At 65.7% G+C, this 20,812-nt stretch carries 21 protein-coding genes; 9 read left to right on the top strand and 12 right to left on the bottom strand.

What is annotated here, in order from left to right; translation table 11 throughout:
* Positions 1–126: 126 nt before the first annotated feature.
* Positions 127–315: a hypothetical protein gene (locus L2Y96_RS09090; protein ID WP_247335914.1), complete on the top strand. Its 189-nt coding sequence runs from the start codon at positions 127–129 to the stop codon at positions 313–315.
* Positions 316–1,060: 745 nt separating this feature from the next.
* Here the strand turns inward: L2Y96_RS09090 and L2Y96_RS09095 are convergent.
* Genes L2Y96_RS09095 through L2Y96_RS09105 form a run of 3 tightly spaced genes read right to left on the bottom strand, consistent with a single transcriptional unit; the run spans position 1,061 to position 4,659 of the window.
* A complete protein-coding gene (locus tag L2Y96_RS09095) occupies positions 1,061–1,225 on the bottom strand; it encodes a hypothetical protein (RefSeq protein ID WP_247335917.1) in 165 nt (54 codons plus the stop codon).
* Between the two features lie 46 nt (positions 1,226–1,271).
* Positions 1,272–3,287 carry a hybrid sensor histidine kinase/response regulator gene (locus L2Y96_RS09100; RefSeq protein ID WP_247335920.1) on the bottom strand — a complete coding sequence of 672 codons (2,016 nt, stop codon included), beginning with the start codon at positions 3,285–3,287 and terminating at the stop codon, positions 1,272–1,274.
* 7 nt (positions 3,288–3,294) lie between these two features.
* Positions 3,295–4,659, bottom strand: coding sequence for an amidohydrolase family protein (locus L2Y96_RS09105; RefSeq protein ID WP_247335922.1), 1,365 nt, complete (start codon positions 4,657–4,659; stop codon positions 3,295–3,297).
* 153 nt (positions 4,660–4,812) lie between these two features.
* On the opposite strand from L2Y96_RS09105, the gene L2Y96_RS22900 reads away from it, so the two are divergent.
* Entirely contained in the window at positions 4,813–4,938 is a 126-nt protein-coding gene (locus L2Y96_RS22900; RefSeq protein WP_256452202.1) for a hypothetical protein, read from the top strand.
* A 39-nt stretch (positions 4,939–4,977) separates the two neighbouring features.
* The gene (locus L2Y96_RS09110) at positions 4,978–6,111 is read left to right on the top strand and encodes an acyltransferase family protein (RefSeq protein WP_247335924.1); all 1,134 of its coding nucleotides are present in this window, start codon (positions 4,978–4,980) and stop codon (positions 6,109–6,111) included.
* On the opposite strand, the gene L2Y96_RS09115 is transcribed toward L2Y96_RS09110, so the two are convergent.
* Positions 6,077–6,985, bottom strand: a complete 909-nt coding sequence (locus L2Y96_RS09115; protein WP_247335927.1) for a YihY/virulence factor BrkB family protein — start codon at positions 6,983–6,985, stop codon at positions 6,077–6,079. The two genes, L2Y96_RS09110 and L2Y96_RS09115, sit on opposite strands and share 35 nt — an antisense overlap.
* A gap of 41 nt (positions 6,986–7,026) precedes the next feature.
* A complete protein-coding gene (locus tag L2Y96_RS09120) occupies positions 7,027–7,212 on the bottom strand; it encodes a CsbD family protein (protein WP_247335929.1) in 186 nt (61 codons plus the stop codon).
* Positions 7,213–7,338: 126 nt separating this feature from the next.
* Between L2Y96_RS09120 and L2Y96_RS09125 the strand changes: the two genes are divergently transcribed.
* Positions 7,339–8,661, top strand: coding sequence for an Nramp family divalent metal transporter (locus L2Y96_RS09125; RefSeq protein ID WP_247335932.1), 1,323 nt, complete (start codon positions 7,339–7,341; stop codon positions 8,659–8,661).
* An 858-nt stretch (positions 8,662–9,519) separates the two neighbouring features.
* On the opposite strand, the gene L2Y96_RS09130 is transcribed toward L2Y96_RS09125, so the two are convergent.
* Complete coding sequence (locus tag L2Y96_RS09130; protein ID WP_247335935.1) at positions 9,520–9,672, bottom strand: hypothetical protein; 153 nt, start codon at positions 9,670–9,672, stop codon at positions 9,520–9,522.
* 341 nt (positions 9,673–10,013) lie between these two features.
* Positions 10,014–10,910 (bottom strand): LysR family transcriptional regulator, encoded by an 897-nt coding sequence (locus L2Y96_RS09135; RefSeq protein WP_247335936.1) that lies wholly within the window; start codon positions 10,908–10,910, stop codon positions 10,014–10,016.
* Positions 10,911–11,041: 131 nt separating this feature from the next.
* Here L2Y96_RS09135 and L2Y96_RS09140 point away from each other — a divergent pair, with 131 nt between their 5' ends.
* From L2Y96_RS09140 to L2Y96_RS09155, 4 genes are all read left to right on the top strand, one after another.
* Complete coding sequence (locus L2Y96_RS09140) at positions 11,042–12,154, top strand: S-(hydroxymethyl)glutathione dehydrogenase/class III alcohol dehydrogenase (protein WP_247335938.1); 1,113 nt, start codon at positions 11,042–11,044, stop codon at positions 12,152–12,154.
* A gap of 8 nt (positions 12,155–12,162) precedes the next feature.
* Positions 12,163–12,579: a ketosteroid isomerase-related protein gene (locus tag L2Y96_RS09145; protein ID WP_247335940.1), complete on the top strand. Its 417-nt coding sequence runs from the start codon at positions 12,163–12,165 to the stop codon at positions 12,577–12,579.
* 61 nt (positions 12,580–12,640) lie between these two features.
* Positions 12,641–13,627: an MBL fold metallo-hydrolase gene (locus L2Y96_RS09150; protein WP_247335942.1), complete on the top strand. Its 987-nt coding sequence runs from the start codon at positions 12,641–12,643 to the stop codon at positions 13,625–13,627.
* Positions 13,628–13,658: 31 nt separating this feature from the next.
* Positions 13,659–13,871, top strand: coding sequence for an RNA-binding S4 domain-containing protein (locus L2Y96_RS09155; protein ID WP_247335944.1), 213 nt, complete (start codon positions 13,659–13,661; stop codon positions 13,869–13,871).
* A 72-nt stretch (positions 13,872–13,943) separates the two neighbouring features.
* Here L2Y96_RS09155 and L2Y96_RS09160 read toward each other — a convergent pair whose 3' ends face one another.
* The 5 genes from L2Y96_RS09160 to lexA all read right to left on the bottom strand — a co-directional run bounded on the left by L2Y96_RS09160 (position 13,944) and on the right by lexA (position 20,272).
* The gene (locus tag L2Y96_RS09160) at positions 13,944–14,192 is read right to left on the bottom strand and encodes a hypothetical protein (RefSeq protein ID WP_247335946.1); all 249 of its coding nucleotides are present in this window, start codon (positions 14,190–14,192) and stop codon (positions 13,944–13,946) included.
* 207 nt (positions 14,193–14,399) lie between these two features.
* A complete protein-coding gene (locus L2Y96_RS09165; protein WP_247335948.1) occupies positions 14,400–17,540 on the bottom strand; it encodes an error-prone DNA polymerase in 3,141 nt (1,046 codons plus the stop codon).
* A complete protein-coding gene (locus L2Y96_RS09170; RefSeq protein ID WP_247335950.1) occupies positions 17,524–18,933 on the bottom strand; it encodes a Y-family DNA polymerase in 1,410 nt (469 codons plus the stop codon). Before L2Y96_RS09170 ends, L2Y96_RS09165 begins: the two co-directional genes overlap by 17 nt.
* Positions 18,934–19,006: 73 nt before the next feature.
* Positions 19,007–19,642: a translesion DNA synthesis-associated protein ImuA gene (imuA, locus tag L2Y96_RS09175; RefSeq protein ID WP_247335951.1), complete on the bottom strand. Its 636-nt coding sequence runs from the start codon at positions 19,640–19,642 to the stop codon at positions 19,007–19,009.
* A gap of 3 nt (positions 19,643–19,645) precedes the next feature.
* Positions 19,646–20,272: a transcriptional repressor LexA gene (lexA, locus tag L2Y96_RS09180; protein WP_247335954.1), complete on the bottom strand. Its 627-nt coding sequence runs from the start codon at positions 20,270–20,272 to the stop codon at positions 19,646–19,648.
* A 197-nt stretch (positions 20,273–20,469) separates the two neighbouring features.
* Here lexA and L2Y96_RS09185 point away from each other — a divergent pair, with 197 nt between their 5' ends.
* A complete protein-coding gene (locus L2Y96_RS09185) occupies positions 20,470–20,766 on the top strand; it encodes a hypothetical protein (protein ID WP_247335956.1) in 297 nt (98 codons plus the stop codon).
* Positions 20,767–20,812: the final 46 nt, after the last annotated feature.

Consider the following 20,812-nt stretch of genomic DNA (forward strand, 5'->3'; position numbering starts at 1 on the left):
ATCTGCGCCATCGGGACGGTCAGGTGGGTGCGCCCAAATGCCGCAGGGGCGGGCTGTATTGACGAATTGTTGGATTTCCGCTAACAAGGCAGCGGGGGAATACCAGTAAAGGGGGCCGCCAAGGCCATGGCAAGTCGTTCGTCGCTGTCCGATCACCTTGATACCACCCACGCTCAGGCACTGCCGGATGGCTGTATGCCAGGGCATGTCGCACCGTTCGTGATGCGCTATGGCGTGGATTTCCTAGTCGCCATGCAGCGCGCCGCCGGCCCGAAGGCCAACACGCGCGCCGCGGAAGAAGCCGAACCGGCCTGACTTAGAGGTTCTCCTCGCATCATTTTCGGGAACCGCTGCACCGTGTCGTGCAGGCGGTTCATTCGCTTGCGCGAATGCGTGTATCCAGCGGCGTTCGCCGCCTTGTCCTTGGTGGGCCGAGGGGACGCCGGGTGGGCAGTCCCTTGGGGCCGCCAGTCGCGGACCTTCGGACCGGGCCGTAGCACCCCTTCGCGAAAATCGTGGCGCTTGGCGGCCCTCCGCTCATGTCGGCCCCAAGGGCCTGCCCACCCGGCAACCAGCGGTGAGGTTCGGCCCACCTGTAGGAGCGCGCTTGCGCGCGATCAGCCCACGAAGCGGTGATGCGGCAGACCATTTTGCTCGCGCGGGTCGGGCGCGTGGTCTTTACACCCAACCGACACGGCTTCCGTTCTTCGTCGGCTGATCGCGCGCAAGCACGCTCCTACAAGAGCGGGGCATCGGCGTGCGGGCTTGTGCGACACGCAACGGGACGTGTGGGCTCGGAGGCGGTCAGGCCCTGGGGGCCGACATGAGCGGAGGGCCGCCGAACGCAGCGCTAATCGCGACAAGGGAGCTACGGCCCGGTCCGAAGGTCCGCGACTGGCGGCCCCCAGGGCCTGACCGTCTCCGACCGCCGAGGACATCCAGCCTAAGGCGGCGCAAGCCGCTCGCCACACGCATTCGCAATAGCGAATGAACCGATCACCGGGCGTGGTGCAGGGGATGACCGAAAAATGCGCGGTAAGCCGAGAAGGCGGCCGACTGGCTAGCGAGCGGCGGGCTGTGTCGCGGGTGCGCGGCCGTCGTCGGGTACGTCGCCCGCCGGGCCGCCCTTGCGGATGGCGCCGATGACGAAGATCGCGAGCATCGCCACGATCAACGCGATGAGGGCGTAATAGCGCGTGCGCTTCATGGGCTCTTCGGTCTTCATGCGCGCAGTGTCCGCGCGCGCGGGTCAAGGAAATGGAATGCGCGCGTTACGCCGGCGTGCCGTCCAGCAGATCGGCCACGGCATCCACCAGCGCATGCACCGAAAACGGCTTGCTGAGGATCGCGCAGCCTTCGGGTAGCACCGGGCTATCCGAAAACGCCTCCCACGCGTAGCCGGTAATGAACAGCACCGGCAAGCCGGGCTGGCGCTCGCGCGCAGCCTGCGCGAGACGCCGGCCATCCATGCCTGGCAAGCCCACGTCGGTGACGAGCACGTCGGGCCGGTCGTCGGCTGCCAGCAACAGGAGCGCCTCGTCGCCCTCGGCGCAATCGCTGACGGTATAGCCGGCCTCTTCGAGCACTTCGCGGGTCAGCGAGCGCAGCATGTCTTCGTCTTCCACCAGCAGCACGTGCTCGCCGCCGCCGCGTCGCGCCGGGTTTTCGATATGCGAATGCCGTGCGGCCGGTGCACCCACATGGCGGGGCAACCACAGGCTTACGGTGGTGCCGCGCCCCGGGGCCGAGGTGATGATGGCGCGCCCCCCGGTCTGCCGGGCGAAGCCATCCACCATGGACAAGCCAAGGCCGGTGCCCTGGCCGATTGCTTTGGTTGTGAAGAAGGGATCGAACGCTTTCTCGACCACGGCGGCGGACATCCCCGTGCCCGTATCGGTGACCTCGACGACGACGTAATCCGCCGGGCCCTTGCCGATGTCGGTGCGGGCGGCGTTGCGCGTGGCGATGGTGAGGTTGCCCCCGTGCGGCATGGCATCGCGGCCATTGATCGCAAGATTGAGGATGGCGCTTTCCAGCTGGCTGGCATCCGATAGCGTGCGCCACAAGCCGTCCATCATCCGCACATCGAGGCGTACCTGTTCGCCGAGTAGCGGTCGCAGCAGCAGGTCGAGCCCGTGGACGATGGCGTTCGCATCGACGTCCGAAAGCGAGAGCGCTTGCTGGCGCGAGTAGGCGAGCAGGCGGTGGGTGAGCCCCGCGGCGCGCTGCACGGCGCCGCTCGCGGCATCGAGCAGGCGCCGCGAGCCTTCCACACGGCCTTGTTCGATCCGCTCGGTCACCACTTCGATCGCGCCGCCGATGCCGCCCAGGATATTGTTGAAATCGTGGGCGATGCCGCCGGTGAGGCGGCCGAGTGCTTCGAGCTTCTGCGCGTGGCGCAACTGATCGTCCATGTGCCGGCGCCGCTGCGTATCGCGGCCCATGCCGTAGATCACGTCGCCATCGGGCACGCCGGTCCAGGCGAACCAGCGGTAGCTGCCATCCTTGCCGCGCAGGCGCAGCTCGAGGTCTTCCACCACTTCGCCCTCGACCATCTGGCTGACGGCATCGCGTGCGCGGTCGAGGTCCTCGGGGTGGATGAGCTCTTCGAAGCCCACGCCAACCAGTTCGTTCGGCTCATAACCCAGCTCCGTACGCCACGCCGGGTTGAGATCGCGGTAGTGGCCATCGCGGGTCATCACGACATACAGGTCGCGAGCGATGGCCCAGACCTGGTCGCGTTCGCGGGTACGCTGGTCGATTTCCACTTCCAGCGACGCATTGAGCTCGCGCAGGGCTTGCGTGGTGCGCACGGCTCGCGTCGTCTCGTTGGTGATGGCATACATGCCGTACACCTCGCCGTGCTCGTCGCGCAGCGGGGCATACGAGAAGGTCCACCAGGTTTCTTCATCGAAACCGTGCCGGGTCATCCGCAGTGGCATGTCGACGTGCAGCGTGCCTTCACCGGCGAGCGCGCGCTCGACGGTGGCGACCACGTCATCCCAGACCTCCGGCCACAGTTCGGGGAAGGTCTTGCCGATGGCGCCCTGCACGCGCCGGCCGAGCATGTCGCGGTAAAGGTCGTTGAAGAAGAACAGCTTTGTCGAAGCCACGGCGAGGAACATCGGCCGCGGCGTATCGAGCATGGTGGCGAGCATGACCTTGAGCGCGCGTGGCCAATCTTCAACCGGCCCCAGCGCGGTGCGGGTCCAGTCGAACGCGCGGATTTCCGCGGCGGTTTGCGAACCGTCCGGCAGGAATGCGTAGCGATCGGCGTGGGCGGTCATGGGCGGCTCAGGGCGTGAAGGTGTCCACGCTACCGGATACCTGCACACCGCGTTGCCAGACAGCCCGGATATGCGTGGTCGCTTCGATGTCCCTGGACGGGTCGCCGTCGAGCACGATGAAATCCGCGCGCTTGCCGTTGGCGATGACGCCGCGATCCTCCAGGCCGAGCAGTTCGGCCGCGCGCTGGGTGGCTACCTGGATCGACTGCAGCGGGGTAAGCCCGGCGTCCACCATGAGCGCCAGTTCGCGATGCTCCGCGAAGCCCGGGATGCGGAGCGGCGTGGCGCCGGCGTCGGTGCCGAAGCCGATCTTCACGCCCGCGTCGTAGAGCGCCTTGAGGTTCTGTTCGTTGGTCTTCAGTGCCGCCTCGTTGACCGGCGTGGAGCCATCGTTCTGCACCTTGTCGCGCCATGCGCCGTCGGCGAACTGCGTAGCCAGCGCGGGCTGCACCGCATGGGCGAAGAACGGCTGGTCCATCCAGGCCGGGTGCCGGGCATAGATGAAGGCGGCCTCGTTGAGATCCAGCGTTGCGATGTACCAGGTGCCGTGCTGCTTCATCGCGTCGATGAAGCCCTGGTCCACGGGCTTGTCGCGTACGCCATGGGCCAGGATATCGACGCCATCGTCCACGAGCTGGCGCGCGTCGGCGAGGTAGTAGATGTGGGCGGCGACACGCAGGTGCTTCGAGTGTGCCTCGGCGATGACCGCGCGCCAGATCTCCGGCTTCATCTTCACCGGCAGGCTGCCATTGAAGTCGTCCACCCATACCTTGATGAGATCGGTGCCGCGGGCCGCGGCGGCATCCACGGCGGCGCGCGCTTCGTCGGGCGTGGCGGGGCGGTCGAGCTGGTTGGTACCGGCCTGCATCATTTTCGCCGGCGGGGCGCCGTTGGGGACGCCGATGCCGTGGTCCGCCCCGAACAGATCGGCGCCCTCGGCCTTGCCGGCATGCAGGTCGGTGCGCAGCGGGTAGAACACATCGGCGTTGTTCAGCCCCAGGGACGTCACCGTGGTGACCCCGTACGCGCGCCACTGGCGAAGCTGGCGCAGCGCGTTGTCGCGGTTATAGAGGGCAGGCTGGCCACTCTTCGTGCCATCGACGAGGCCGATGTGGCCGTGGTCGGAAACGAGGCCCGGGATGATCGTCTTGCCGGTGTAGTCGACGACCCGGGTGCCGTCCGGCATCTTCACCCGCAGGCCGGGACCCACGATCGAGAAGTGGTCGCCATCGACCACGAGGGTCACGTCATCCCGTGGCGGCGCGCCCGTGCCATCGATCACCCGGGCCCCGCGGATGACGGTGGCGGCCTGGGCCCCCGTCGCGGCGGCGAGCAGGGCGGTGGCGAGGAGCAGCGGTCGGTGGAAAGCCATGGGGACATCCTTTAAAGCGTCGGGTAGCCCGTTACGGATAATGCACGATCCGCGAAGGGCATGTGGTTGCGAATGCGTTACTGGCGCCATTGTCACGCCTGCTGCACGCCGGGCACCGGACGCTGGTCACACCCACAGGTGCGGAGGTGTGCGATGGACGAACAGAAGACCCCGGTCGCGGATAAGCAGAAGGGCGGCATCGGTTACGTACTGCTGTGGATCCTGGGCGTACCGATCCCCGTGCTTATCCTCATCGCGCTGGTGCGCGGCTGTACCTGAGGCGGCTAAGCTGGCGGCTTCCCGGATGGAAGCCGCCCCGTGTCGCATAGCACCCTCCCGCGCAGCCCTGGCATCGACCTGCTGCGTGGCGCCAGCATCCTCCTCGTGGTGGTCCACCACCTTGGCCTGCGTCTGCCCTTGCACAAGACGGATGCCGCGCTCTGGCTGCCGGTGTTCCTGCTCAAAGGGTTCATCTACAACGGCTACGAGGCCGTTTTTCTTTTCTTCGTGATATCCGGGTTCCTGATTACCCGGCACGTGCTCGAGCGCGATGGCGCGCTTCCGACGGTGGACTGGCGCGCGTTTTACAAACGCCGCGTCGCGCGCATCGCGCCCTGCCTGCTTGGCCTTATCGGGGTGTTGCTGGCCTGCCACGCGATGGGCGTGCCGAACTACGTGATCGACAAGCCCGGGCAATCGCCGCTGGGCGCGACCGTTTCCGCGCTTACCTTCACGCTCAACGTGTACGAGGGGCGCACCGATTGGCTCCCGGGTGGCTGGGACGTGCTGTGGTCGCTGTCGGTGGAGGAGGTGTTCTACCTCGCGTTTCCCCTGGTCTGCCTGACCCTGGGGCGCACCCGCTGGCTGGTGCCTGCGCTGGCACTGCTGGTGCTGTCGGTACCGTTCACGCGCGCAGCGATCACAGATAACGAGATCTGGCAGGAGAAGGCCTATCTGCCGGGCATGGGCGCGATCGCCGCAGGCGTGCTGGCGGCGCTGGCGCGTGCACGGTCCGGTGTCCCTTGCCGCGGTGCCCGCTGGGCGCTCGCGGCGGCAGGCATCGCCGGCCTCGTGCTGGTGATGTTTTCCGGCGGCTGGCTATGGCGGGCGGTCCACGAGGGCTACATGCTGATCCTGATCGGCGCGGCCGTGGCCCTGGTCGTCGCATCGCCCGAAGATGGCCGCGCGGTGCCTTATACGGGATGGCTGCAAGCGATGGGCCGAGCCAGCTACGAGATCTACCTCACGCATATGTTCGTGGTGTTTACGCTGGTCGGCATCGCCCGCATGACCGCGACGGACAAGGCATGGGGGTGGCTGTGGTATGCACCGGCCGTGTTGCTTGCGTGGGCGCTGGGGCATCTGGTGTCGGTGTATTTTTCCGAGCCCGCCAACCGCGCGTTGCGCCGGCGTTTGCTCAGGCCTGCTTCCGCGACGGCGCCTGCGGCGTAGCGGGTACCGCTTCCGCGAAGCTCTCGGCGTGCTCGGCAGGGCGGATCTTCGCGCCGCGCGCCACGGCCAGGCCGTGGGTGAGTTCCGCGCCGAGCAGGACGATGATCGATGCGTAGTAGACCCAGGTGAGCAGGACCACGATCGCGCCGGCGGGCCCGTAGGCTCCGCCGATGCTGGCGCGGTCGATGTACAGGCTGATCAGGAATTTGCCGGCGACGAAGAGCAGGGCGGTGAGGATCCCGCCGCGCGCGGCATCGCGCCAGGCGATCTCGGCATCCGGCAGGATCCGGTACATCGCGCCGAAGGCGATGACGAACACGCCGAATGAAATGACCGCCTCGACGACTTGCCACGTGACGGTGTCGCCGGGAATCAGCGCCTGGATCAGGCTGCTCACCACGAACGAGATGATCAGCAGGAAGGCGATGCCGATAAGCAGGCCGAACGCCCGTGCCCGCGTGCTGAGCCAGCCGGCGACAGCCTCGCCTGGCTTGGCGCGGATCTTCCAGACGCGGTTGATCGTGGACTGGAGTTGGGCGAAGACGGCCGACGCGCTGAAGATCGTCACGCACAGGCCGATGATGCCGACCACGTTGCCCAACTTGGGCCGTTGCTGCGCGTTGTCGATCACCAGCTTCACCGCCGCCGCGCCTTGCTGGCCGATCACGTTGGTAAGGCTCTCCACCAACTGCGCCTGCCACTGGTCGCCCAGCGCGGAAAGTATCCATAGCAGGAGCACCAGCAGTGGTGCGAAAGACAGCGCGGAGTAGAACGACAGGGCGGCAGCGCGGGTCATCAGCTCGTCATCGCTGAAGCCGTTGGTCGCGGTAACGACCGATGTTTTCGTCAGTTCGAACCAGCGTCGAAAGCGCATGCCAAAGGGGCGGAGCCCCAGGGGGCCCCGCCCATCCTTGCTTAATGGTGACGGTCGCGATCGCGCATCTGGTCAGCGGCCTTGCCTACTTCCTTCTGCACCTTGCCCGCGTTTTTCTCGATGTTGCCGGCGGCTTGTTTGGCGTGGTTGCCGGTGAGCTTGCCGGCGGCTTCCTTCATGGCACCCTTTACCTCGTGTTTCATGCCTTCGGTACGGTTCTTGTCCATGGTGGATCCCTCGTCGCTCTGCGCCATTCGCAGCGCACACGGTGTACCGTTTTCTGGCATTACAGGTGCGTGAAGCGCATGCGAGGCAGCGTTCACCATGGCCCCGCCAGGCGGTACGATGGCCGCATGTTCTTTCCGTTACCGAAGACGGCCACGGCGCCGTTCTGCCCTTCCGAAGTCGCCGGCTCCATCGTCGTGGCCGAGGCCTTGCCCTGGTGGAAGAAAGCCCTGCGCTTCGCGGGCCCGGGCCTGCTGGTTTCCGTGGGTTACATGGATCCGGGCAACTGGGCCACGGATATCGAAGCAGGCTCACGCTTCGGCTACCAGCTGCTGTTCGTCGTGTTGCTCTCCAGCCTGGCGGCCATGTTGTTGCAATGCCTTGCGGCACGCCTAGGCATCGCCACGCGCCAGGATCTTGCGCAGCTCTCCAGCCAGCGCTATCCGAAAGCACTGGGGCGTGCACAGTGGGTGCTGGCGGAAATTTCCATCATTTCCTGCGACCTGGCCGAGGTGCTGGGCAGCGCGCTTGCGTTCAAATTGCTGTTCGGGGTGTCGTTACCCGTGGGCGTGGCGCTGACCGCGCTCGATACCTTCATCGTGCTGGGCTTGCAGGGCCAGGGCTTCCGCCGCGTGGAGTCGATCATCCTGGGCCTGGTCGGCACCATCGGTATCTGCTTCGTGGTGCAGCTTTTCCTGGTGGGACCGGACTGGCATGCCGTGGCCGCGGGCTTTGTCCCGTCGCTGCACGCGCTGGATAGCCGCGAGCCGCTGTATCTGGCGATCGGCATCCTCGGTGCGACGATCATGCCGCACAACCTCTATCTGCACTCGTCCATCGTGCAGACGCGCGCCGTCGCCGGCGAGCAGGGCAAGTGGTCGGCGATCCGGCTTACCCGGGTGGATACGATCTGCTCGCTGAGCCTGGCCCTGCTCATCAATGCCGCGATCCTCATCGTAGCCGCTGGCGCGTTCCACGCGAGCGGCCGGCGCGATGTCGCCGACATCGGCGATGCCTACCAGTTGCTGGCGCCGATCGCGGGTACGACGGTGGCATCGATCGCGTTCGCCATCGGCCTGTTCGCGTCCGGCCAGAGCTCCACGTTCACCGGCACCATCGCGGGGCAGGTGATCATGGATGGCTTCCTGCAGATGAAGATCCCGTGCTGGCAGCGGCGGCTGATCACGCGTGGGTTGGCCATCATCCCGGCATTCATTGGCGTCTGCGTCATGGGAGACCGGGCGATCGGCACGCTGCTGGTGGCCAGCCAGGTCGTGTTGAGCGTGCAGCTTCCGTTTGCCATGTATCCGCTGATCCGGTTTACCGATGATCGCGGCCTGATGGGGGCGTTCGCCAACAGCCGACTGGTATCGGTCAGCGCGTGGGCCCTGTTCGTGGCGATCTCCGCCGCCAATGCGTGGCTGGTCGCGCAGGTGGTTGGGCTGGCCTGACGAAAAAGGTCTTCGCGCCTTTCCGGGAGCCGCTGCACCGTGCCGTGCAGGCGGTTCATTCGCTTGCGCGAATGCGTGTATCTAGCGGCATTCGCCGCCGTGCCCTTGGTGGGTCGAGGAGACGCCGGGTGGGCAGGCCCTTGGGGCCGCCAGTCGCGGACCTTCGGACCGGGCCGTAGCGCCTCTTCGCGAAAAGCGTTGCGCCGGGCGGCCCTCCGCTCATGTCGGCCCCAAGGGCCTGCCCACCCGGCAACCAGCGGTGAGGTGGGTTGTAGGAGCGCGCTTGCGCGCGATCAGCCTACGAAGCGGTGATGCGGCAGACCTTCATCTTCTTCGCGCGATCCGGCGCATGGTCTTTGCGACCGACACGGCTCAGTGCCCCGCAGTGATCGCGCGCAAGCGCGCTCCTACAAGAGCGAGGCATCGGCGGCCCGGCTTGTGCGACACGCAACGGGACGTATGGACTCGGAGGCGGTCAGGCCCTGGGGGCCGACATGAGCGGAGGGCCGCCGAGCGCCATGCGTTTTGCGGCAAGGGAGCTACGGCCCGGTCCGAAGGTCCGCGACTGGCGGCCCCCAGGGCCTGACCGCCTCCGACCGCCGAGGACATCCAGCCTAAGGCGGCGCAAGCCGCTCAACACATGCATTCGCGACCGCGAATGAACCGATCGCGGTGCGTGGTACAGCGGGCGAACCCGGAATGCGTGAACAACAAAAAGGCCCGCGATCGCGGGCCTTTTCTGTGGCGCTATCTCGAAGTAGGAGCGGACGGAGGGCCGCAGCCTTGGGGAAGCGTGGACTGGGTGGTTAGCCGCCCGATGCGGCCGCGCCCAGGTGCGCCCCTACGGCGAGGCGCGGATCAGGCGTCAGCGCTGAGGCGGCTGGCGACTTCGCCCAGCCAGTCGTAGCCATCCATCTCGCCGCCGAAGAGGTCGAGACCGTTGCCATCCGACATGCGGCCGGCGGTGTATTCGAAAGTGGTAATGCCGTAATCGTTGCGAAGTTCGTTCATGGTTGTGTCTCCCAGTCTTCTTGTGTGACCGGTTGGTTCCATCAAGCCACGCCGCCGGTCTCTTGCGTGGTGGGGAATACGTATCGTTTGGTGAACAATCGACTCGTTAGGCTTTCGTAATGAGGTGATTGTACCACATTACTGAACCGCTGAGTTTCGTATTCCCTTAGTAGGGGCCCATCGAGCCCTTTCAAGGGCTGCAATGATTAAAAACTTGGACCGCGGATGTAAGGAAAAGGTTCAATCTTTTTTTCCGAAAAGTCTCAGAGGCGTTGCCTGCCTGGGACCTTCATCCGGCTTTCGTTCACCTGAGTGAGCCGATCCGTTAACCATAGTTTAACTCAACCGGCAGGTAACTGCCACGGCGGTGTTTGCAACCGTTCATATAAGAAGTCCGCGAGCTGGCGGACCTTGGGAGACAAGTGCCGGCTGCGTGGGTACACGAGCCAGACGGCGCCGTTCTCATCGCGCCAGGCGTCCAGCAGGGAGACCAGTCGGCCAGCCGCCAGATCGGCCTCCACGTAGAAGTCGGGCAGTTGGGCCATGCCCAGCCCGCGCAGGGCCGCGTCCAGGAGCGCCTGCCCCGAACTGGCCCGGTAACGGCCGCGGACGGGGCGCTGCCGCGGTTGCCCGTCCTCGAGGAAGATCCAGTGGTTGGCCGAGCCCAGCAGGAGCTGGTGGTCGACCAGCTCCTCCGGCGTGCGAGGTGCCGTCCGGCCGGCCAGGTAGGCTGGGGAGGCCACTACGAACAGCCGGCGCTCGCCCAGGCGGCGGGCCACCAGGTTGGAATCGGCCAGCAGGCCGGTGCGCACGGTCAGGTCGTAGCCTTCCTCGATCAGGTCCACCGTGCGGTTGGAGAAATCCATGTCCACGCCCAGCTGCGGGTGCATGGCCAGGAACTCATTGATAAGCGGTGCGACGTAGCGTTCACCATAGGTGGTCGCCATGCTGATCCGCAGGCTGCCCTGCAGGCCTTCCTGGAAATCGGCGATGGCCTGCTCGGCGGCATCGAAGCCTTCGAGCAGGTGGCGAGCGTGCTCGTAGTAAAGGCGGCCGGCATCGGTCAGGCCCAGCTTGCGGGTGGTCCGGTGCAGGAGCTGGGTGCCGAGGCGCTGCTCGAGGCTGCTGACCGCACGGCTGACGAAGGCGGTGGAAAGCCCAAGATGGCGGGCCGCCGCGGAGAAGCTCCCCAGCCGGACCACCTCGACGAAGGCGTCCATCCCGTCCCATGCGCGCATCGATTATTGCTCCCGGTAAAAGATGCTTGTCGGTACGCGTGACTAATCGGCGACGGCAAGGCTGGCTAGAATCCACGATCCACCCGGCCCTGGGCCGGTATCGATCGCCATTGTAAGAGGAATGACCGAGCATGAAGTCGCGCGCCGCTGTTGCCTGGGAAGCAGGAAAGCCCCTGTCCATCGAAGAAATCGACGTCCAGGGCCCGAAGGCGGGCGAAGTGCTCGTGCGCATCGTCGCCACGGGCGTTTGCCATACCGACGCCTTCACCCTCTCGGGCGCGGACCCGGAAGGTGCGTTCCCGGTGATCCTTGGCCACGAAGGCGGCGGCATCGTCGAGGAAGTGGGCGAGGGCGTGACCTCGCTCAAGGTCGGCGACCACGTCATTCCGCTGTACACGCCGGAATGTGGCGAGTGTTCGTTCTGCCGCTCGGGCAAGACCAACCTCTGCCAGAAGATCCGTGTCACCCAGGGCAAGGGCGTGATGCCGGACGGCACCTCGCGCTTCTCGATGGGCGGCAAGTCGCTGCTGCATTACATGGGCACCAGCACCTTCAGCGAATACACCGTGCTGCCGGAGATCTCGCTGGCCAAGATCAACAAGGATGCGCCGCTGGACAAGGTGTGCCTGCTCGGTTGTGGCGTCACTACCGGCATCGGTGCGGTGCTGAACACGGCCAAGGTGGAGCCGGGCGCGACCGTCGCGGTCTTCGGCATGGGCGGTATCGGTCTGTCGGTCGTGCAGGGTGCGGTAATGGCCAGGGCCAGCCGCATCATCTGCGTGGATACCAACCCGGCCAAGTTCGAGATGGCGAAGATGCTGGGCGCCACGGATTTCGTGAACCCGCGTGATTACCCGGATACGCCGATCCAGCAGGTCATCGTCGACCTGACCGATGGCGGTGTCGATTATTCCTTCGAATGCATCGGCAACGTCGATGTGATGCGTTCGGCGCTGGAGTGCTGCCACAAGGGCTGGGGCGAGTCGATCATCATTGGCGTGGCCGGTGCCGGCCAGGAGATCCGCACGCGTCCCTTCCAGCTGGTGACCGGTCGCGTCTGGCGCGGTTCGGCATTCGGTGGTGTGAAGGGCCGCACGGAATTGCCGGGTTACGTCGACCGCTACATGGGTGGAGAAATCAAGATCGACCCCATGATCACGTATACGATGGGGCTGGATGACATCAATCGCGCCTTCGACCTGATGCACGAAGGCAAGGCCATCCGTTCCGTCATTCTCTACTGAGTGCCCCGATGAACGAAACGATCGACCTGATCCGCCGTTACTACGACGCCTTCAACCGCGGCGACTGGGCCGGCATGCTCGACCTGCTGGATGAGCATGTGGCCCACGACGTGAACCAGGGCGGCCGCGAAACCGGCCGTGCCCGCTTCGCCGCCTTCCTGGATCGCATGAACGTGAGCTACAGCGAGCAGCTGAAGAACATCGTGATCATGGCGAACGAGAAGGGTGACCGCGCGGCGGCCGAGTACGTCGTGCACGGCGAATACAAAGCCACCGACGACGGCCTGCCGCTGGCCCAGGGCCAGACCTACGTGCTGCCGGGCGGTGCCTTCTTCGACGTGGCCGGTGGCAAGATCACCCGCGTCAGCAACTACTACAACCTCGAGGACTGGCTGGCCCAGGTGCGTCGTATCGACGTCGACTGACCTTGAACCGGAGGTGGTGGGGCCGCAGGTCTTCCCGTGACCCCCACCACCAAGGCAAGGCATGGCCTGGACCAACCCGTATTTCGACGCCACGAAGGCTCACCACGCGCCCGAGGGCTTCCGCAACCTCGAGCCCGAAACACGCGAACCCGGCGGCCTGAAGCGCTGGCGACGCGAGCGCAAGGAACAACAACTCCCTCGTCCACCCACCGAAGGCTACGAAGCATTCGCCCGCCGCTGGTGGCAGCCGGCCGACTTTGCCGGCAGCGATGACGCCGCCTGGTGGCTGGGCCATGCCACGGTACTCGTGCGCCGCCGCGGCCTTACCGTCATTACCGATCCGGTGCTGGGCAAGCGCGCTTCGCCCCTCTCCTTTGCCGGGCCGCTACGGCGCACGCCCACGCCGGCTGAGGTAGCCGCGCTGCCGCATATCGATGTGGTGGTGATCTCGCATAACCATTACGACCACCTGGACAGCGCCAGCGTGCACGCGATCGCACGCCGCTTTCCCAAGGCGGTGTTCCTGGTGCCGCTGGGGCTGAAGCGCTGGTTTGACAAGGAACGCATCGGCAACGTGCGTGAACTCGACTGGTGGGCTTCCACGGAAGTGGGTGGCTCGGTGTTTACCTTTGTCCCGGCGCGGCACTGGAGTGCGCGCACGCTATGGGATCGCAACCGTTCCCTGTGGGGCGGCTGGGTCATGGATCAGCAGGGCTACCGGTTCTGGTTCGCGGGCGATACCGGCTACTCGGAGAAGCTGGCCGAGATCGGCCGCCGGGCGGGGCCGATCGATCTGGCGGCGGTGCCCATCGGTGCTTATGCGCCGCGCTGGTTCATGCATGGCCAGCATGTGGACCCGGCCCAGGCGGTGCAGTTGCATCGGGAGATCGGCGTGCGCCGTTCGATTGCCATCCACTGGGGCGTCTTCGAACTGGCCGACGACCAGCTGGACGAGCCGCCGCGGCTGCTCGGCGAGGCGCTGGCGGAGCATGGCATGTCGGCCGATGAATTCATGCTTTTGAACATCGGCGGCCGGATTGCGCTTTAATGTGCGCCCCTCGTTCGTGAATACCCCGCCCATGCCCGCGCAAACGTTTGAACTCGAAGGCGAGTACGTTGAACTCAACCAGCTGCTGAAGCTTGCCGGCATCGCCGCCAGTGGTGGCGAAGGCAAGCATCTGGTGGCCGACGGCCTGGTGAGCGTGGATGGCGTGGTGGAGCTGCGCAAGACCTGCAAGATCCGCGCGGGGCAGGTGGTGTCCATCGACGATGAAGTGATCCGCGTCGTCTGAACCCGCCGCCCTTCGGGCAAAGAAAAAGCCGGTGCCTCGCGGCACCGGCTTTTTTCGTTCATGCGCTGGCGATTACATGCCGCCGGCGGAGGAGGACTTGGCCGGAGCCGTCTCGGTACCCGAGGTCTCGGTGCTCTTCTTGGCCTTGTGCTTCTTGTGGGTCGACTTCATCGAGCCGTTCTCGCTGCCCGCCTTGCTGGCCGACGTCGATGCGGCGGCCGGGTCAGCCGAGCTCTTCGAAGCAGCATCCTGCGCGAAGGCGGCGCCGCTCATGATGGTGCAGCCGGCGAGCAGGGCGAGGATCAGTTTCGTGTTGCGCATGACGAATCTCTCCTTGGAACTTTAGTGAGCGCCTTGGGCTTCTTGGCGGCAACGCCGGGCGCGGCGGCGTGGCTCGCTTCAGACCGGAATGGTGCGGTCGGTGCAGAAGCTATTCCTTTTTGCATGAATAAAGTGAATCTGCTTCTGCGGTTCCTAGGCATTCGTTCAGGTGGAAATTACAACTCGTTAAGTGATGGGGTGCATGGCCTACTGGAAATCGCGCGATACCGATCCAAAAGCCGGAAGCAGGTCACTGAAATCGAGTAGCCGGTGCGCCACCAGATGGCGTACGCCATCAATGGATTGCCACTGCCCATCCACGGCTAATAACACGGCATCGAGCAAGGCCTGGCGGCAGGCTTCGGCCACCTTGGGGCGCACGATGACGTTGACCTGGCCGGTTTCGTCTTCCAGTGTGACGAAGGTGATACCGCTGGCGGTTTGCGGGCGCTGGCGCACGGTAACCAGACCCGCATGGCGTAGCCATGCACCGTTTCGGACAGAGGCAAGATCGCGTGCGCGCCGTACGCGGCGCGATAGCAAGTTCTTGCGAACCAGCGAGAGTGGATGGCCGCTTAGCGATAACCCGTGCGTCGCGTAATCGGCGAAAACGTTTTCTGCCTGCGTGGGTGGTCGCAACGTCGTGCGCTCTTCCGTCACGGCATCGAGCAAGGGGAGTGAGCGTTCGATGCCCGCGCTCTCCCATCGCGCACGATGGCGATGGCCGCTGAGCGTGCGCAAGGCGCCGGCATCGGCAAGGCGCTCGCGTTCAAACCTGTTGAGGTGCGCACGCGCGGCAAGGTCGGCGAGGTCACGTAACGGCGCCTGTTCGCGAGCGGCGCGGATGCGTGCGCCCAGGTCAGCCGACAGGCCGCCGATCATGCGCAGGCCCAGCCTCAGGGCATGGGCGCGGGGTTTGTTCGCCAGGGGTTCCAGCGTGCAATCCCAGGCGCTGGCGGTGACATCGGGTGGGCGCACTTCCACGCCGTGCCGGCGGACATCCGCGACCAGTTGCGCGGGGGCGTAGAAACCCATCGGCTGGCTGTTGAGCAGTGCGCAGGTAAACGCTTCCGGGTAGTGCCGCTTGAGGTAAGAGGAGGCGTAGGCGATGAGCGCGAAGCCCGCCGCATGCGATTCCGGGAAGCCATAGCTGCCGAAGCCCTGGATCTGGTCGATGATCTGCTGGGTGAACTCGGCCGAATAGCCGTTTTTCGACATGTTGCGGCGGATCTTCGGTTCGAACTTCTGCAGGCCGCCGCGGCGCTTCCACGCCGCCATGGAGCGGCGTAGTTCATCGGATTCGCCAGGGGAGAAATCGGCTACGACCTGCAGGATATGCATCACCTGTTCCTGGAAGATCGGCACGCCGAGTGTGCGTTCCAGCACCGGACGCACGTTGTGTTCGTAGGTGATTTCTTCAGGCGGGAGTTTTCGCCGTTGCAGGTAGGGGTGCACCATGCCGCCCTGGATCGGGCCGGGGCGCACGATGGCTACCTGGATCACCAGGTCGTAGTAACACGCGGGCCGCAGGCGAGGCAGCATCGACATCTGCGCGCGCGATTCGATCTGGAACACGCCGACGGTATCGGCCTCCTGGATCATCGCGTACGTGGCCTCGTCATCCATGGGGATGTCGGCCAGGCGCGGGTAATCCCTGATCTCATGTTCCCGCAGGAGATCCATCGCTTTTTGCATGCAGGTGAGCATGCCCAGCGCCAGGCAATCCACCTTCAGCAGCTTCATGGTTTCCAGGTCGTCCTTGTCCCACTGGATGATGGTGCGCTCATCCATGGCCGCGTTCTCCACCGGCACCAGGTGGTGCAGTGGTGTATCGGAAATGACGAAGCCACCCACGTGCTGGGAAAGGTGCCGGGGCATGCCGTTGAGTTCTTCCACCAGCACGACGAGCTGGCGGATGGTGCGGCTAGTGATATCGAAACCCCGTTCCGCCAGGCGCACGGTGATGGGCACTTCACCATGGGCATGCGAATAGGCGCGGCTCAGCTGATCGAGCTGGTCCTCGGAAAGGCTCAGTGCGCGGCCGATATCGCGTGCGGCACTCTTGCGCCGGTAACTGATGACGGTGGCGGCTAGCGCGGCGCGTTCGCGGCCGTACTTGTTGAAGACGTATTGCAGTACTTCCTCGCGCCGTTCGTGTTCGAAATCCACGTCGATATCCGGCGGCTCATCGCGCTCGACGGAAATGAACCGTTCGAACAGGGTATTGATCTGAACCGGGTTCACCTCGGTGATGCCCAGGCAGAAGCACACCACCGAGTTGGCCGCGGAGCCGCGCCCCTGGCAAAGGATCTGCCGTGAGCGTGCGAAGCGGACGATATCGTGCACGGTGAGGAAGAACGCCTCGTATTTCATGGTGGCGACGAGGGATAGCTCTTTTTCGATGCGCTCGCGCTGTTCGTCGTCGATGCCCTCCGGCCAGCGCGTGGCGGCGCCCTCCCAGGTGAGCTGGCGAAGATGCGCCGCGGCGTCCATGCCTTCGGGTACCAGCTCGCGTGGGTAGACATAGTTGATGCCGCGGATATCGAAGCCGGTGCAGCGTGCGGCCACTACCTGGGTTTCATCGAGCAGGTCGCGTGGGTAGATGCGCGCCAGGGTTTCGCGCTGGCGCAGGTGGCGCTCGCCATTCGGGAACAGGGCGGCGCCCGCGTCGGCGAGCGGGCGGTTCACGCGGATGGCGGTCATCACATCCTGCAGGGCGCGGCGGCGGCGCAGGTGCATGTGCACATCACCGGCGGCGACGCAGGGGAGTGCGTGGCGCGCGCCCAGTTCGCGAAGCTCGGTCAGCTCGGCCTCGTCGTGCTGGCCGCGGTGCAGTTCCACGGCCAGCCAGGCGCGGCCGGTGAAATGCCGGGCCACCCAGGCGGCGCGTTCGTCGTGCGTGGCGCGGCTCGCCGCCAGCCAGGGGCCGGGTGCCCACAGCAGGCACAGGCCTTCGCCCAGGGTTTCGATATCGCCGCGATGCAGTTCGTAATGGCCCTTGCGGGCGCGCCGACGCCCCAGCGTGATCAGCCGGCACAATTCGGTATAGCCCGCCTGGTTCTCCACCAGCAGGACGAGGGTGGTGCCATCGGCAAGGCGGAATTCGCTGCCCACGATGAGTGGCAGCTCCATTTCCAGCGAAGCTTCGAGCGCACGCACGATGCCGGATAGCGAGCACTCGTCGGTGATGGCCAGCGCGCCATAACCCAGCTCCTTCGCGCGTTCGAAAAGCTCGCGCGCGCTCGATGCTCCGCGCTGGAAGCTGAAATCACTTAGCGCGTGCAGCTCGGCGTAGGCGGGAGGTTCGATATCACCGTCGTTCGCCGAAAGGTCAGGCAAACCAGCCATGCAGCATCCACCCATCCAGCGTGCCCGGCGGCAGGTAAGCCCATGCCTGCTGGCCGTGCACCGTACGTACGATGTAATAGTCGCGGCGCGCATCGGCGCCATCCCACCAGCCGCTTTCGATGCGCTCGGGGCCGGCCAGTACGGCCACGGGATCGGGGCGCATGGGGAGGGGGCGTGGCAGCAGCCACAACGGGCGCCGCCCACGCGGTAGCGATACCGCGCCAGCCGGTGCGCCGTAGCGGGAAGCGCGTTCGGGCCGGTGGTCGTTCACCACCATGAGCTGGCGCAACGCGGCATCGCCCAGGCGGGCGCGCAGGCGCTCATCCAGCGTGGGCCAGTCGAGGCCATCGCCGCGGATCGGTTCGAACAGATCACGCACCGGTGGCCGGAACATGGGGAGCTCATCGGCATGCAGTTCCAGCGTGCGCGCGGGGGCGGGCAGCGTGGCGCGTTCGAGCCGTGTACGGGCCAGTTCGAACAGGCGCTCGGCATCGCGTTGCGGTGCGGCCATGGCCACCACGATGCGCGTGGTTTCACCGCGGGCGTGTTCCAGCGTGAGGGTGAAGCGCTGTACGCCCCCATCGCGCGCCGCCAGCAGGTTGGCCAGCGCACGGGTAAGCCGGCGCAACGGAAACAGGAGTGGCTGGCTGCCATCCAGTTCGGCATCGAATTCGATCTTTTGCTGGAAGCTGGCGGGAGGTTGCCAGGCGGGGAGGGCATCCGAGGCCTGCCCGCGGAGACGATCCAGCCAGTTCACGCCCGCCTTGCCGATACGCCGGGTGAGTTCGGGGCGCGGCAGCCGGAAGATCTCGTCCAGCCGGCGGAAGCCCATGGCATGCAGTGCGGCGATGGCCGTGCCAGGCAGGCCGCTCTGCGTGAGCGGCAATGCCCCCAGCATGCGTATGACGCCTTCGCGCGTGGGCAGCACCATGCCATCCGCCGTGGCGGCGAAGACCCATGACGCGGAGGCGAAGGGGGTGGCGGCCAGCGTATGCGCGTGGCCCTGCTCACGCAGGCCCGAGCTTACCCGCTCGGCCAGTGGGGGCCAGCCTTCGAACAGGCGCAGGCTGGCACCTACCTCCATGAGGATGGCGTTGGGCGGTACCAGGCTGACGTGGCCACTGAACTGGTAGCACCAGGCGGCCAACTCGGCGAGCAGGCGCTTCTCGGCCTCGCGATCGCGCGGGCGGACTTCCAGTGCCGGGCATAACGCCCGTGCGGCAGCCACGCTTTGCCCGCGGCGAATGCCGTGGGCGCGCGCTTCATCATTGGCGCTGGCGATCAGCCGCTGGCGAGCGTGGCTATCGAGGAGGGCAGACGGGCCTGCCTCCGGTATCGCGGCGAAGGCGGCGGAGAACGCCAGGCCGGGAAAACGGAGGCAGGCCCAAAGCATGGCTGCGATAACGGGGCAAAAAAGAGGCGTCCGGCATGGCGGCGGATGAGGACAACACCATGCCGGACAGACCTCAGGCCCGCATGCGGAGCAGCGGAGCGGTGGTGGTCAGCAAACCGCGTGATTTGAGGACATCCACGTAGGTGGCCTCATCGCTATTGCTGACCTTGAGACGGAGTGCCGCCGGGCTGTTTTGTGCAGCGTGTTCGGCGGAACGGAAGATCATGGCGCAGGCATCGCCGCTTTCGGCGGCCAGCTGCAGGCGGCGCAGGCTGCGGTAGTCGATATCCGGAAGCCAGCCAACGACAGCGCCGCAGCAACCCGAGCGCAGGCACTGCTCCATGCTCCACGCTGCCTCGGTGGAGCCGGCATGAATCTCATGCAGGAAACGCAGGTCGACACCGGCGGCGGCCAGCGCCGGCGCGTACGGCTGGTAGGGCGGCGCCACGAAGATGACGCGGCGGTGCTCCTGGGTGAGCGCGGCAAGCGCAGGCATCACCAGGTCGAGCTCGCCCAGACCATCGTGTTCGAAAAGGATTTCGCTGACGGCACCTTGCGGCCAGCCACCACCGGGCAGGCGGGCATCGAGCGAAGTCCAGCCAGTGGACAGCGCGCGGACACGCGGCTGACGGTCGGCGGAACGGCGCCAGATACCGGGATGATCCAGGACCTGGGCCAGATTGTGCGAAGCGGAGGCGATGGCATTCATGGCTCAGGTCCTGCGGATGATGCCGACGTAACGACCTTCGATGGCGAAGGCGTGGCGGCGTGGGTCGACTTCGATCGGGCTGAAGTCCGGGTTCTCGGGAAGCAGCAGCAGGCGATCGCGCTCATGCTTCAGGCGCTTCACCGTCACTTCGTCATCCAGGCGGGCCACGACGATCTGGCCATCGTTGGCGGTAGCCGTGCGGTGCACGGCAAGCAGGTCGCCATCGAGGATGCCGACATCCCGCATGCTCATGCCCACCACGCGCAGGAGGTAGTCCGCGCGGGGGTGGAACATGGCCGGGTCGATCTCCAGTTGCGATTCGATGTTTTCCTCGGCGAGGATGGGCGAACCGGCGGCGACGCGGCCGATGAGCGGCAGCTCGTTGAGCAGGGCGGCACGGATGGCGGCGGCGTTACCCGACGGCAGGCGCAGGCCGCGATGCTGCGGCGAACGCTCCAGCACACCCTTGCGCACCAGTGACTCCACGCAGGCCTGCGCGGAGCTGTGGCTCGGGAAGCCGAGGGCATCCGCGATCTCGCGCAGGGTAGGCGGCAGGCCCTGGGTCTGCAGGTACTCCCGCAGGAAGTCCAGGGTCTTCTGCTGTCGCTCGGTGAGGTTCGGCGTCGTCATGTGTACATTTGTACAGAAGGCCGGGCCGGGGTGCAAGTGGCTTGTGCGCTTACGAGGTTTCTCAGGTGAAGAAGCCTTACAAAGTCGCTGAGATTGAAGGGATTTTCCTACGCAACAAAGTGGGCTGGGGCCAATCGCCTTGTGCTCGACAACGCGCAATCCTAAGGCCATCCAACGCTTAGGGAGGCCCTCGCCATATGAACTTCACGGTCCACCATGCTCCCGCATCGCCTGACTCGGCGAGCGAAATTGCACCCGATACCCCGGCCAGTCAGTATGTCGCGCTCGAAATGCGCGTCAGCAGGCTTGAAACCGCTATGGAATTCATCCGGGAAGATATCCGTAACCTTCGGCTCGAGCTAAAGGATCTACGTGCGGAATTTCGCGTGGAGATTCGCGAGCTACGGACCGATTTCCGGTTTCTGCTCGGCACCTTGATTACGTTTGGCCTTGGTCTGGCCGGCATGATGGCCAAGGGCTTCCACTGGATTTAATGCACGATCCTGCATGGCTTGCACGTTTGTGCACGTTTCCGTACAT

Source organism: Luteibacter aegosomaticola (assembly GCF_023078475.1).
GTDB classification, from domain to species: Bacteria; Pseudomonadota; Gammaproteobacteria; order Xanthomonadales; family Rhodanobacteraceae; genus Luteibacter; species Luteibacter aegosomaticola.